This is a genomic window from Vreelandella zhuhanensis (assembly GCF_009793355.1).
In the GTDB taxonomy this organism is placed as follows: domain Bacteria; phylum Pseudomonadota; class Gammaproteobacteria; order Pseudomonadales; family Halomonadaceae; genus Vreelandella; species Vreelandella zhuhanensis.
This window is the reverse complement of record NZ_WTKP01000012.1, coordinates 20,603-33,800: the sequence shown is the minus strand read 5'-3', so window position 1 is coordinate 33,800 and position 13,198 is coordinate 20,603. Positions and strand designations below refer to the sequence as shown.

General features: G+C 57.8%; 15 protein-coding genes. 12 read left to right on the top strand and 3 right to left on the bottom strand.

Features of this window, described 5'->3' with window-relative positions; all coding sequences use genetic code 11:
• The first annotated feature begins 233 nt into the window (after window positions 1-233).
• Window positions 234-620 (top strand): DUF6746 family protein, encoded by a 387-nt coding sequence (locus GPM19_RS14170; protein ID WP_160419671.1) that lies wholly within the window; start codon window positions 234-236, stop codon window positions 618-620.
• Here GPM19_RS14170 and GPM19_RS14165 read toward each other — a convergent pair.
• Window positions 571-1,578 (bottom strand): LysR family transcriptional regulator, encoded by a 1,008-nt coding sequence (locus GPM19_RS14165; RefSeq protein ID WP_160419670.1) that lies wholly within the window; start codon window positions 1,576-1,578, stop codon window positions 571-573. The two genes, GPM19_RS14170 and GPM19_RS14165, sit on opposite strands and share 50 nt — an antisense overlap.
• Before the next feature lie 103 nt (window positions 1,579-1,681).
• Between GPM19_RS14165 and trpB the strand changes: the two genes are divergently transcribed.
• A complete protein-coding gene (trpB, locus tag GPM19_RS14160) occupies window positions 1,682-2,899 on the top strand; it encodes a tryptophan synthase subunit beta (protein WP_160419669.1) in 1,218 nt (405 codons plus the stop codon).
• A 20-nt stretch (window positions 2,900-2,919) separates the two neighbouring features.
• On the top strand, window positions 2,920-3,738 hold the full coding sequence (trpA, locus tag GPM19_RS14155) for a tryptophan synthase subunit alpha (protein ID WP_160419668.1): 819 nt from the start codon (window positions 2,920-2,922) through the stop codon (window positions 3,736-3,738).
• Window positions 3,739-4,039: 301 nt separating this feature from the next.
• On the opposite strand, the gene GPM19_RS14150 is transcribed toward trpA, so the two are convergent.
• Window positions 4,040-5,164, bottom strand: a complete 1,125-nt coding sequence (locus tag GPM19_RS14150; protein WP_160419667.1) for an RNA-guided endonuclease InsQ/TnpB family protein — start codon at window positions 5,162-5,164, stop codon at window positions 4,040-4,042.
• Between the two features lie 269 nt (window positions 5,165-5,433).
• Here GPM19_RS14150 and GPM19_RS14145 point away from each other — a divergent pair, with 269 nt between their 5' ends.
• Entirely contained in the window at window positions 5,434-5,754 is a 321-nt protein-coding gene (locus GPM19_RS14145) for a hypothetical protein (protein WP_160419666.1), read from the top strand.
• A gap of 266 nt (window positions 5,755-6,020) precedes the next feature.
• Entirely contained in the window at window positions 6,021-6,341 is a 321-nt protein-coding gene (locus GPM19_RS14140) for a DUF1294 domain-containing protein (RefSeq protein WP_319928138.1), read from the top strand.
• A 216-nt stretch (window positions 6,342-6,557) separates the two neighbouring features.
• Here the strand turns inward: GPM19_RS14140 and GPM19_RS14135 are convergent, their stop codons facing one another.
• On the bottom strand, window positions 6,558-7,247 hold the full coding sequence (locus tag GPM19_RS14135) for a DUF3047 domain-containing protein (protein ID WP_160419664.1): 690 nt from the start codon (window positions 7,245-7,247) through the stop codon (window positions 6,558-6,560).
• 164 nt (window positions 7,248-7,411) lie between these two features.
• On the opposite strand from GPM19_RS14135, the gene GPM19_RS14130 reads away from it, so the two are divergent.
• From GPM19_RS14130 to GPM19_RS14100, 7 genes are all read left to right on the top strand, one after another.
• Window positions 7,412-7,966: a YqaE/Pmp3 family membrane protein gene (locus GPM19_RS14130; protein WP_160419663.1), complete on the top strand. Its 555-nt coding sequence runs from the start codon at window positions 7,412-7,414 to the stop codon at window positions 7,964-7,966.
• Window positions 7,967-8,063: 97 nt separating this feature from the next.
• On the top strand, window positions 8,064-8,933 hold the full coding sequence (locus GPM19_RS14125; RefSeq protein WP_160419662.1) for a carboxylate/amino acid/amine transporter: 870 nt from the start codon (window positions 8,064-8,066) through the stop codon (window positions 8,931-8,933).
• Between the two features lie 110 nt (window positions 8,934-9,043).
• A complete protein-coding gene (locus GPM19_RS14120) occupies window positions 9,044-9,979 on the top strand; it encodes an NAD(+) kinase (protein ID WP_160419661.1) in 936 nt (311 codons plus the stop codon).
• Between the two features lies 1 nt (window position 9,980).
• Window positions 9,981-10,967 (top strand): metallophosphoesterase, encoded by a 987-nt coding sequence (locus tag GPM19_RS14115; RefSeq protein ID WP_160419660.1) that lies wholly within the window; start codon window positions 9,981-9,983, stop codon window positions 10,965-10,967.
• Between the two features lie 209 nt (window positions 10,968-11,176).
• Window positions 11,177-12,022 (top strand): rhomboid family intramembrane serine protease, encoded by an 846-nt coding sequence (locus GPM19_RS14110; protein ID WP_160419659.1) that lies wholly within the window; start codon window positions 11,177-11,179, stop codon window positions 12,020-12,022.
• A 15-nt stretch (window positions 12,023-12,037) separates the two neighbouring features.
• The gene (locus GPM19_RS14105; RefSeq protein WP_160419658.1) at window positions 12,038-12,322 is read left to right on the top strand and encodes a YeaC family protein; all 285 of its coding nucleotides are present in this window, start codon (window positions 12,038-12,040) and stop codon (window positions 12,320-12,322) included.
• Window positions 12,306-13,142 (top strand): DUF2797 domain-containing protein, encoded by an 837-nt coding sequence (locus GPM19_RS14100; protein WP_160419657.1) that lies wholly within the window; start codon window positions 12,306-12,308, stop codon window positions 13,140-13,142. The genes GPM19_RS14105 and GPM19_RS14100 overlap by 17 nt, the downstream gene beginning before the upstream one ends.
• Window positions 13,143-13,198: the final 56 nt, after the last annotated feature.

Sequence of the window (13,198 nt, the reverse complement as noted above, 5' to 3'; positions counted from 1 at the left end):
GCGCCTGGGCCACGAAGTCGTTTCACTAACAGCGCATGCCGGTAGGTCGGAATTGGCGAGCTTCGTCAGCAGCCCATTAAGCAATGCTGCACTCAGAGCCTGTATCCATCGTTTGATAGTAGAGGAGAGGCTGTAAAGAATGCTTCTTATTTGCATTTCTGAATGGTATGTTGCTTAATTGAAATTAATTCGCATTCGTTAATGCGCATCATATCAACCAAAAGGAGCGTTTCATGAAACATATTGCGTTTTTGATGCTGGCAGGTCTGATAAGTAGCGGTGTGGCCATGGCGCATGATCATGAGGATGAACATGATCGTGCCGAGCATTTTGAGGGCAAGCAGGCCGAGACGCTGGAAGAAGCGGTTGCCAACTTCTCCGAGGGCAATCAACAGCTGGAGGAACTGCTAGCCTCTGAGGAGCTATCCAGCGAGCAGATGGGCGAGCTTCACATGCTGACTTACACCCTGGAGAATGCCCTACAGAAAATTGCCGAGGAAGGGGAGAGCATGGCGGTGTCTCTGGAAGAGGTGCACCTAGGGTCGGAAATGCTTGACCAGGAGCGCGTGGCTACCAACGGGGCGGACTATCTGGAAGCTGCCCGGACGCTGGTTGAATAAAGCGTTCATCTTGCTTGCTTGATGCTGGCCCGGCCTTTATCTTCTCTTTCGGAGAGGGGGAAGCCCTATCCCCCAATTCCCTCTTAAGCCACTCTGTTAGCGGCTCACTGCGGCGACTACTGGCTTTTCCAGGTAGCCACAGGCACAGCCGGGCGGCGGTCTCGATACTTCCCCAGGGCGCAACAAGCCGCCCGCTGTTCAGGTCATCTTCCACCAGCAATTTGGGCGCAATTGCCACACCCAATCCCGCTACCGCCGCTTCCATCAGATAGTAGAGATGATCAAACCCTTGGCCATCGCTTAGCGCCTGCTCAAGCTGCGCCATATCAAGCCCTTGGGTGTTGGCCCACTGGGGCCAGGCCTGTGGGCGTGAGGCGGTGACTAAAAGCTTGTTGGCAAACAGCGATTCTGGCTTGGCTGGGTCGCATTGAGCGGCCAGCTGGGGGCTTATCACTGCGCAAATCTGCTCTGGAATTAGCGAGACAACCTCCACATTGGCAGGCCAGGGTGGTGCGGAAAACGCCAGGGTGGCGCTGGCATCCGCCTGCTTGCCGGGAAGCTCGCTTTCGCTTACCACCACTTTCAGCTTCAGCTGGGGCAGCTCGCGGTGAAGCCGGTCCAAGCGGGGAATCAGCCAGCGCGCCAGCAGGCTGCCAGGACAGGCCAGGATGAAGGGCGCTTCCTCCACCTCATGCTTGAGCGCTGCACAACTATCCCGCAGGCGGGTAAATGCCTCGCCTACGCCGCTTTGTAATCGTTCACCATGGTGGGTAAGCACCAGCCCACGCCCCGCTTTGGCGAAAAGCGCCACGCCAAAATGGTCATCCAGGCTGCGCAGCTGGCGGCTGACTGCACCGTGGGTCACGCTTAGCTCACGGGCAGCAGCGGTAACGCTGCCCAGCCGGGCGGTGGCTTCAAAGGCGCGCAGTGCGCTGAGTGGCGGCATGCTGTTTTGCATCAATTGGTGACTCCAGCTCACATGTTGCTGCCATCTTATCGATTTTTATCACCGCCTGCCTGCGCTACCTTCATCACAATCCAGAACGCACCCAGAGGTCGTGATGAACCAACCTGTGAACCTACCCGATGCCAACGGTTTATTTGGCAGCTTCGGCGGCCGCTTCGTCGCCGAAACGCTGATGCCGCTGATTCTAGAGCTGCAAGACGAATACGCCGTCGCCAAAAACGACCCCGAATTCCAGCGCCAGTTAGCCTACTTTCAGGGCGACTATGTGGGACGGCCCAGCCCGCTCTACTTTGCCGAACGGCTGACCGAACACTTTGGCGGAGCCAGCATCTACCTGAAACGCGAAGAGCTAAACCACACCGGCGCGCACAAGATCAATAACTGCATCGGCCAGGTGCTGCTGGCCAAGCAAATGGGTAAAAAGCGCATTATCGCCGAGACCGGTGCTGGCATGCACGGTGTGGCCACCGCCACGGTGGCGGCACGTTTTGGCCTGCCCTGCGTGATCTACATGGGCACGACGGACATCGAACGCCAGCAGACCAACGTGTTCCGCATGAAGCTGCTGGGCGCGGAGATTATTCCAGTAACCTCCGGCACCGGCACACTAAAAGATGCCATGAACGAAGCGCTGCGCGACTGGGTCACCAACGTTGATGACACCTTCTACATCATTGGCACCGTGGCCGGGCCACACCCGTATCCCGCCATGGTGCGCGACTTCCAGGCAGTGATCGGTCACGAAACTCGCACCCAGATGCTCGAAAAACAGGGTCGCCTGCCCGACTCGCTGGTGGCCTGCGTGGGCGGTGGCTCGAATGCCCTGGGGTTGTTTCACCCGTTCCTGAAAGACCCTTCGGTAAAAATGATTGGCGTCGAAGCGGGCGGCAAAGGCGTAAAAAGCGGCTTGCATGCGGCCAGCCTGAACGGCGGCACGCCAGGAGTACTGCACGGCAACCGCACCTACCTGCTGCAAAATGAAGATGGCCAGATTGCCGACGCTCACTCGATTTCAGCGGGGCTGGATTACCCCGGTATCGGGCCGGAACACGCATGGCTGCACGAACAGGGGCGGGTTGAGTATGTGTCCGCCACCGATGACGAAGCGCTGGAAGCGTTCCAGATCTGCTGCCGCCAGGAAGGCATTATTCCCGCCCTGGAAACCGCCCACGCCCTGGCCGAAGTCGCCAAGCGTGCCCCCACGCTTCCCCGCGAGCACTTAATGGTGGTCAACCTAAGCGGGCGTGGCGACAAAGACATGATGAGCGTGGCCCACCATCTCGGTGATAAATTCGGGATGAAGAACGCATGAGCGCGACCCAGGAGATTCCCATGAACGATGCTTCCCGTCTTGAACACTGCTTTGCCGCGCTCAAGAAAGAAAACCGTCCAGCGCTGGTTAGCTACTTGACTGCAGGCGACCCGGACGCCGCCACCTCGCGCCGCCTGCTGCACGGGCTGCCAGCAGCAGGAGTGGATATCATCGAACTCGGCATGCCCTTCAGCGACCCCATGGCTGATGGCCCCGCCATTCAAAAAGCCGCGCTGCGCGCCTTGGAAAACGGCCAAACCCAAGCCAAAACGCTGGAAATGGTGCGCAGCTTCCGCGAGCAGAACAGCACCACACCGATTGTGCTGATGGGCTACTACAACCCCATTTTCTGCTACGGCGTTGATCGCTTTCTGGCGAATGCCGCCCGTGCCGGGGTAGATGGGCTGATTGTGGTTGACCTACCTCCCGAGCACGATGAAGAACTCTGCCAGCCAGCAGCCCAGCATGGCATTGATTTTATCCGCCTGGCCACCCCCACCACCGATGCCAAACGTCTACCCAAAGTGCTCAGCAACGCCTCCGGGTTTATCTACTACGTATCCGTGGCGGGCGTTACCGGCGGCAGCGCACCCACACCCGAACGGTTGGAAAACTCGGTTAGCCAACTGCGCGAACATACCCAGCTGCCCATTGCGGTGGGCTTTGGTATTCGCACCACCGAACAGGCCGCCACCATTGGCCGGTTCAGCGATGCGGTGGTGGTCGGCTCCGCGCTGGTAGACTGCATAGAGTACGCCAGCACCCCCGACGACGCCGTTGAACGGATACATGGCCTGGTGAGCGAACTGGCCGAAAGCGTCAGGGCGTGCCGTAGGTAGGGTTAGCAGGCACATCCAGATTAATAAAAACCGTGTTTCCGCTGTTTACTGAATATTTTTTGTTCAAGTGAACAAGGTATGTAGATGCGAGGCGTTTTGCGATGAAATTTACGAGGCAAGCAGATTCGCGCTATCTTTCGTAAGCGCAGGGCAAAGTTACCAAATAGCGATAGCAATAAATGTACGCAGCCAGGCTGCTCATTGCTGACACTCCCCACCTGCCGCGCTTCGCGCTTTAGGCGAGGGTTCTTGGGTCACCCCGAGAACCTTCCTGCTTCGACACGCCTTCACTAGACAACGGCTAGGCCGCTGCCCCCGCTCCAGTCGCTCCACAGGCGAGCCCCGCCAGTCCGGCGGTTAGAATATTCTTCGCCGCATTGATGTCGCGGTCGATCACCTGGCCACAGCTGTCGCAGTGCCAGTGGCGCTGCGACAGCGGCAGCTTTTCAACCTTGTGGCCACAGCCATGACACAGCTTGCTGCTGGGGAACCACTGGCTCACTTTCACCACTTGTCGACCGGCCCAGGTGGCCTTGTACTCAAGCTGGCGGACAAATTTGCCCCAGCCGGCATCACCGATGGCTTTGGCTCGCGATCGGTTTTTCACCATGCCAGTGATATTCAGCGACTCGACACACAGCACTTGGTTTTCGTTAATCAGCATGCGGGTCGCTTTATGGGTCGCATCGCGGCGGCAGTCCGCGATCTTGGCATGGAGCGTCGCCACTTTCCGGCGAAGTTTAGCGCGATTCTTTGAGCCTTTCTGTTTCTTGGCCATCTGGCGCTGAAGGTAGGCCAGCTTGGCTTCGTAGCGTTTCAAGTGGCGCGGGTTGCCGGATTTCGCGCCATCGCTGGTGATGAACAGGTCAGTGAGCCCCAGGTCGATGCCGGTCATCTTCGGCGTGATCGGGAGGGCATCCGGGACAAACTCACATAGGCAACTGATGAAATAGCGGCCCGCAGGGTCTTGCGAAATCGTGATACTGGAGGGCGCACTGGGTAGCGGCCTACTCCAGCGGATCGGCAACGACACCTTGGACTTGGCGATAATGATCTCGCCATCACGATAGCGAAAGGCCGCCTTGGTCAAGCGGATCGACTGCCGCCCATCCTTGCGCTTGAAGCGCGGATAGCGCGCCCGAAGTTTGGAGTTGAAGAAGTTGTCGAAGGCGGTTTTCTGGTCACGCAGGGTTTGTTGCAGGATGACGCTCGATACTTCCTTGAGCCACGGAAACTCGGCTTTCAAGTCCACCAGGCGCTTTTCCGCTGCGGAAGACGACACCGACTCGCCGTGCTGCTGATACGCCTCGGTGCGATACGCCAGGCTATTGTTCCAGACAAAACGTGTACACCCGAACGACTGTGCCAACAGCACAGCCTGTTCTGGTGTGGGGTAGAGACGTTCTTTGTAGGCACGTTTTGTCATACTGGAAAAAATATCAGGGGTTAAGGGCAATATCAATACAGCACCACTGCGCGGTGCGCGTTTGTATCTCCGCCCGATTGGGCGAAGCTTTACGCGCTAATTGGTAAAAATGTTCATTTTTGATTGCTTGTGCGTCCTGATCGCCGCAGGCATTATCAGCGCTTGCGGCTGCCTGCGTGTCGCACGCTTAACAGACGGTCAGGCCGTGTTGAACGCATATTGACCGCAGGCAGCAACCATCAAGGATTCTGCAACCCCTAGGGGAAACAATGGGAAAGCTCTTCTCACTGATCGTACTGCTGGCGCTTGGCTATGCCGGCCTGTACTTCTATTACGGCGTTGCCGTCGAACAGGAAGTTCAGCAACAGCTGGATGATCGTGGCCTCACCTCGGTCAGCGTTGATAACGTCGAGTATGGGCTACTGGCACCCCTCAACACATCCGCGAATATCTCGGCGACCGTCAGTTACCGCGGCTCTCAGGCGGCACTGAATTTGACGGTGCAGGGACACCCGCTGTTTTTCGATGAGATAAGTGTCGAGCTCGATGGCCTCCAGGCGCTGCGACTGGGCATCGGCTTCGGGCAGTAGAAAACGCTAAAACGCTTCGGTTGCCTGCCGGGGCATTTTTTTGTGGGCAATCTATCTAAGCAGTACAGGCTAGGTGAGCATTTCCCCGCAGGCTAAAATGTGGCTACAGGAGATGGGCTTAATCTAAACTGGCTGGTAAGCTGGATGTACTAGAGCAAAAATGCCGCAGGGAACCTAATGATGCAGGATACGCCCCATATCACGCTTCACCCCGTTAGCCAGCGCTCGGTTTGTTGGCCGCTTTCTTTGCCGCGTTATTCTACTCCGTGCTTGCCGGAATCGCGCCTTTGACGGTCGTTGGCTTCTACGCTTTGATAAGCGCCGTATCCTTCATCATGTACGCGTTGGACAAGTCGGCGGCGAGGCGGGGGGCGTGGCGTACTGCGGAGACGACCCTTCATCTCACTGACCTAATCGGGGGGTGGCCAGGTGCTTTGGTCGCGCAGCGCGTGTTTCGCCATAAAACGAGGAAGCAGCCGTTCCAGTTCGTCTTCTGGACGACGACCATAGTCAACACTGGAGCGCTAGCGTGGCTGCTGCTCTCAGATGGGGCGACAGGCCTCCGTGCCAACTTTGGGATTGGCTAACCAGGCGCTAGCTGGAGCGGATGCCTTCGCCGCGGCTCAGCTTCAACGTTAATATGATTCCTGATCAGGCTTCCAGCCACTCACCCGCATCACCTCCCTAACCACCGCCTCATTCAACATGCCGCCTTTGGCTTCGATCAGCATAAGCCATTCACGGGCGGCGGGTGATGCCGGTGTAACTATCTCGCGGTTAAGAATCGGCTTGGGTGGGCAACGTCATGAAGACGGGCATTCCGGCGGGGTGGGGCTGGCGGAGAAGGTGAGTCCGCTGAACCAGGCAGTGGCATTGCCGCCAGCGTTGTCGCCGTCACTCATCAGCGCCACGCCATCGATATGGTCATGGCGTTCGCCGAACAGGCGCTGGTAGTCTTCCCGTACGTTGCGTACCTCCGCGACCCACTCGCCAACCTGTTGGTCACCGCCTTGCAGCGCCAACAGCTGGGCGCGTTGGGTAAAGGCGTTGGGCCATGCCGTACTGGCTGCCTGCGTCGAAGACCACACATAGTTCACCGACTGCACCTGCCAGGGCAGGATGCCTGTCTTGTGGGCGACGTAAACCCGCGCCGGGTAGTCGTCGCCGGCTTTGGTTCTTTCGTTCAGGCCGGGATAAATGCGATCCACCTGCCAGCACCACTTGAGGTAGGGCGTCTGTGTCAGGTCGATCTCGCGCTCAAGGTAAAGCGCGGAGGCCTGCTGGTTGGCGCGCGCCTGCAAGACGGATTGACCATCCTTGTCGACCACGCGATATTCGGTTTCACCCTCAAAGCTGCGGGTAGGCCAGCGCTCCATGTGGTAGGGGGAGAAGTGCAGGTCATCACTGCCGCTCACTGGGCTGATCACCACGGCCAGCCAGGGAACAAACAGCCAGCGCAGTAAGGGTGTTAGGGAGAATCTAGAGAGTCGCATGGTTGGCTCCGGTGGTGTTGGTCAGCGATTGGTTTGCGGGACCAGACTCCTGGCTTTGTATGCCGGTAATGATCGGTATTGAATTTTTATGCCGGATACGTGGTCGTTTGTGAATGATAGGGTGTTTGTCTTAATCGCTCACCTCATAAGAATCGGAGTGGCCAATGGATGCGAGAGAATATCTGAATCGAAAAGGGGTGCCTCTGGATCGCGATCCAGACAAGCCCAATACCCTGGAAGAAAAGGCCTGGGAACGTGCTCGGGGTGCCGGGCACGAGCGGCCCAAGGTCGGCACGCCGCATGACTGGGAAGAATGGGAGCGGCATCATGAGGATCTGGCCGAAGGCTCTGAAAGCCTGGAACAGAAAATCGACAAGCAAGCGCATCGCCAGGCCGCTGAGCATGCTTCCGGGCAAGCCAAGCCTGAAGCAAACAGCCCCGAAGCAGGCAAATCCGAGGCAAGTGGCAGTGGGGTCGAATATTTTACCCCCAAGGCAAAAAGGGTGGAGGCTCCTCCCGCCACTGAGCCGCCATCATCCCCCGCAATGCCAGCGCTGAAAATAGCCTATTATTTCCTGGCCGTGTTATTGCCGCCCTTGGCCTTGGCGCTTTCTGGCGCCGGGGGGCGGCGTATTGCGTTGGGGGTGCTGTTGACCCTGGCCGGTTGGTTGCCGGGCGTCATATTGGCGTTGGTCTGGTTGCGTCGCCGTTTTCCATGAATTCAGGGCAGTAAACAGACTGTCAATAAACGCCCTTGGCAAGCCCGCCGCAGTGCGTATAATCCCGGTAAACTATTTCTACCAATGAGGTTTACCAATGGGGTATCTGGTCGGCGTTACACTGCTGTGGGCGTTTTCGTTCTCCTTGATCGGGGTGTATCTCGCCGGGCAGGTGGATAGCTATTTTGCGGTGCTGTTACGCATCAGTCTAGCGACATTGGTGTTCCTGCCGTTCCTGCGGCCTAGCCTGCTGCGTGGCAGGCAGCGGCTAGCACTGATGGCACTCGGGGCACTTCAGCTGGGCGTGATGTATATCTTTTTCTATCAGTCATTTCTGCTGCTCTCAGTACCCGAGGTGCTGCTGTTCACCATCTTCACGCCAATCTATATCGCCTTGCTCGACGACATGCTGTTCGGGCGCTTCACCCCGATGTATCTGGTTACCGCACTATTGGCGGTCATCGGCGCCGGTGTGATTCGTTACGATGGCATCGATAGTGGCTTTTGGTTGGGGTTCCTCGTGGTACAAGGGGCCAATCTGTGCTTCGCCCTGGGGCAGGTCGGCTATCGCCGATTGGCTTCTGATTTACCGGCGTCGTTGCCCTGGCATAACGTCTTCGGCTGGTTTTTCATCGGGGCGTTGATGGTCGCGGTACCGGCCTTCCTGTTATTGGGCAATAGCACGGCCTTGCCGACCACCGCCGTGCAGTGGTCGGTATTGGTCTGGCTTGGGCTGGCGGCGTCCGGGGTGGGCTACTTTGCCTGGAACCGGGGAGCTACCAAGGTGGATGCGGGAACCCTGGCGGTCATGAACAATGCCTTGATTCCCGCCGGGCTGGTCGTCAACCTGCTGATCTGGAACCGCGAGGCTGAGCTGGGGCGCTTGCTGCTCGGGGCTTTGATCATGGCGGCTTCGTTGTGGCTCAATCATTGGTGGTTACAGCGCAGAGCCACCAGCCCGGCCTGAGCCTTTCAGGCAATGAGACGCTGAGACAGTGAGATGATGAGGCGCCGGGCGTGTTTGCTCGTCGCCTCGGCTGTGCGCATAATGACCGCTGATTCGCGAGAGAGCCGCGCATGACCGAAAACGTAAACAAAACACCGGTTTCAGGTTCATCCACCCATGGTGCCGCACGTCCTTTTGCCACCATCGGCTTGATCGGGCGCCTGGGCAGCACCAAGGTGGTCGATTCGCTCAACCGCCTGGTGAATTTCCTTGTGCAGCAAGACTACAAGGTGATCGTCGAGGATCGCACCGCAACCGTGATCCCCGACCATGGCCAGCCGGAAGCCAGCCGACGCATGCTCGGCCAGCTGTGTGATCTGGTGATTGTGGTCGGCGGTGACGGTAGCTTTCTGGGGGCGGCGCGTACGCTATGTCACACCGGTACCTTGATGCTCGGCGTCAACCGTGGTCGGCTGGGATTTCTGACCGATATTTCTCCCGATGAGCTGGAAACCCGCGTGGGCGAGGTGCTCGCAGGGCGCTATGAACTCGAAGAGCGCTTTCTGCTCGAGGCGGAGCTTTACCGTAACGGCGTTGCTGTGGGTAACGGTGAGGCCTTGAACGAGGTGGTGGTTCATCCTGGAAAAGCCGTGCGGATGATCGAGTTCGAACTGTTCATCGACGGCCATTTCGTTTACAGCCAGCGCAGCGATGGCTTGATCATCGCCACGCCCACCGGCTCCACGGCCTATGCGCTGTCTGGGGGCGGCCCCATCATGCATCCCAAGCTGGATGTAGTGACGTTGGTGCCCATGTTCCCGCACACGTTGTCCAGCCGCCCCATCGTGATAGATGCGGCCAGTGAAATTCGGATACATATCGGGGAAACCAACCAGACCTACCCCCATGTCAGCTGTGACGGCCAGACCCGTGCCGTGGCCAAGCCCGACGATGTCCTGGTGATACGGCGCAAGCCGCAGCGGGTCCAGATGGTGCATCCCATTGGGCATAATTATTATGAAGTCCTGCGCAGCAAGCTGGGCTGGGGTCATCGCCTGGGGGACTGATATGCAAGGCTATGACTTGATCGGCGACGTTCACGGCTGCGGTGCCACCCTGGCGGCGCTGCTCGAAAAGCTCGGCTATCACCAGCGCAACGGCGTCTACCGTCACCCAAGGCGTAAAGTGATCTTTCTGGGAGATCTGATCGATCGCGGGCCGCGCATCCGGCTGGCGGTCAACATCGCTCGGCGCATGGTGGAAGAGGGCGAAGCCCATATCGTCATGGGCAACCACGAATACAACGCCCTGGCCTATTACCATCCGGCACCGGTTGGCAGTGGACAGCGCTGGTTGCGTGAGCATAGCCCTCGGCATAACCGGATTATCCAGGAAACCTTGACGCAGTACCGCGACTACCCCAGTGAATGGGAAGACAACCTGGCCTGGTTCATGCAAATGCCGCTATGCCTGGAACTGGACGGCCTTCGGGTGGTGCATGCCTGCTGGGACGAGGCGTTGATCGAGCAACTCTACCAGCGCTTGCCCGACGCCCGCATGACGCCGGAGTTTCTGGTGGAATCCACCGACCCGGATACACAGGCATACCACATTCTGGACCGGCTTACCCGGGGCACTTCGATTCCCTTGCCGGAAGGCGTTCATATTCATTCTGGTGACGGCTTTACCCGGCGCAGTTTTCGAGCGCATTTCTGGGCCAGGCAGCCGCAAACGTTGGGGGATGTGGTGTTTCAGCCGGACAACTTGCCGGGCGATCTCGAACAGCGTCCCTTGTCGCCCAGCGAAGTGGCGCGCCTGAGTTATTATGGGCCTGATAAGCCACCGCTTTTCATCGGCCATTATTGGTGCGAAGGCATTCCCGCCTTGCCTAGCGCCAATATTGCCTGTCTGGATTATAGTGCGGTCAAATACGGGCGTCTGGTAGCCTATCGCTGGAGTGGCGAGCAACGCTTGAATGCCGATCATTTCGTCTGGATTCCTGTTCCTCAGGAAATAAATGACCAGCCGCGACCCTGGGAAATCGACTTCGAATGACTTTTTTATCGCATGAATTTTTTATCGACAGGTGGAACTTACCCAATGAGACACAATCAGAGTAAGTGTTCCCTTGAATGATCCCTTGCTTAGATCCCGGCGGTTCCCTCCGCCGGTTTTTTTTCGTGTCTGTCATTTGTGGGGCCGGTAAGCCACCATACAGTCAAATCAGGGATAAACGCCGTCTAACGGCATTGAATGGAGACACTATGCATCCTGTGATGCTTCTGCCTCATGATGCGGATACTCGCACCTTGCGCCAAGCGTTGTGGAAACGGCGCATCGGCCATCGTATTACTCAGGAAGCCGATGGACAGCTGATCTGGGTGGCCGACCCCACGCAATATGATGAGTTACGAAGCCTTGTACAGCGCTGGCAAAGCGGGGCGTCTCTGGAACTGCCTCAGCGCCGCAAAAGGCACTCCACACAAGCGGTCTGGCCCATATTACGCCGAGTGCCGGTGACGGCTTCCATAATAGCGATAAGCTTGCTGGTGTTTGCCCTGACAGGTCTTTTCGGCGACCTGTTGATCGTCAGCTTGACCATCGTGCCGGTGGGTATTGCCAATGGCCAGCTGGCGTTCGGTTCCTTGAGCGAAATGCTGGGCTCGGGCCAGGTATGGCGGCTGTTGTCACCGGCATTCTTGCATTTCGGCTGGATGCACCTGATTTTCAATCTGATGTGGGTGTGGTACTTCGGTCGTCAGATAGAGTTATTGCAAGGTAGCCGCATGATGTTGCTGCTGTTGGTTGTCGCGGGCATCGGCGCTAACCTGGCTCAGTATGTCACCGGCACGGTACTGTTTGGCGGCATGTCCGGGGTGGTGTATGCCCTCCTGGGACATGTATGGCTGATGTCGCAGCGGGCACCCCAAAGCGGATTCTTCGTTCCCCAGATGCTGGTGGTGTTCATGCTCGGTTGGATGGTTTTCACCATGACCGACATGGCCGGTGCCATCGGCTTCGGAAATGTCGCCAACGAGGCGCATTTAGGCGGATTGATCGTGGGCCTGGCCAGCGGCTGGTATTATTCTTCACGACGTTTGAAATCTTGATCTCAGGAGCCCGCCATGAGCGACATGACATTCGATAAAATGATCAGCCAGATGACCCCGGCGATCTATGAAAGCCTGAAACAATCGGTCGCCCTGCGCAAATGGCCGGATGGCCGCCGTTTGACGCCCGAACAGACCGAACTTTGCCTGGAAGCGGTGATGCGCTTCGAGGCGGAAAACAACGTTCCGGAAGATCAGCGCGTTGGCTATCTGGAACATCGCACCTGTGGCGCCGCCGCAAGCGGTGCGGATGTTTCGCCGGAAATGACCGGTCTGGGACAGGATGTCGGTCGTGGCTGAAGGAGTTCGCGGCTGTTTAACGAAGATGGCTGCTCAGGTGAGCGCGCAAGGGGAAGTGAGTTATACCTTGCGCGCTGGCGAGCACGAGCTTTCACTTAATGAGCGTATCGGCTCACCCCTGTCTATTCAGTGGACCGGCGCGATCGCCTGCACCCATTGCGGACGCGCGACACGCAAAAGTTTTGCTCAGGGCCATTGTTACCCTTGTTTCAAGCGTTTGGCCCAGTGCGACACCTGTATCGTCAAACCCGAAACCTGCCATTTCTTCCAAGGCACCTGCCGGGAGCCGCAGTGGGGCGAAAAGCACTGCTTTCAACCGCATGTAGTATATCTGGCCAATTCCTCGGGCCTCAAGGTGGGTATCACGCGCAACACCCAAGTGCCTACCCGCTGGATGGATCAGGGCGCTATCCAGGCATTGCCGATCCTTGAAGTGGATACACGTTTGCAGTCGGGGCAGGTGGAAATGTTGTTCAAGGAACAGGTGGCCGATCGGACCAACTGGCGCGCCATGCTGAAAGGGCAGGTGCCTCCCCTCGATTTGCAAGAAGAACGCGACCGCTTGTTGATCGGCTTGGAGAGCGGTTTGAGCGATCTGAGTGAGCAGTTCGGCGAAGGCGCTCTGCGCCGATTGAACGGTCCCGTGCAGCATTTCACTTACCCGGTACACACATTTCCTCAAAAAGTCGTATCGCATAATCTCGATAAACAACCGCTGGTGAGCGGTACGCTGATGGGCATCAAAGGGCAATATCTGATGCTGGATAGCGGCGTGATCAACCTGCGCAAGTACACCGGCTATGAAGTGGCGATTCAATAGGTGGACTGGTCAGTCGGCGGCAACCTGCTAAGGTAAAAGAATCACCTTTTGCTGAG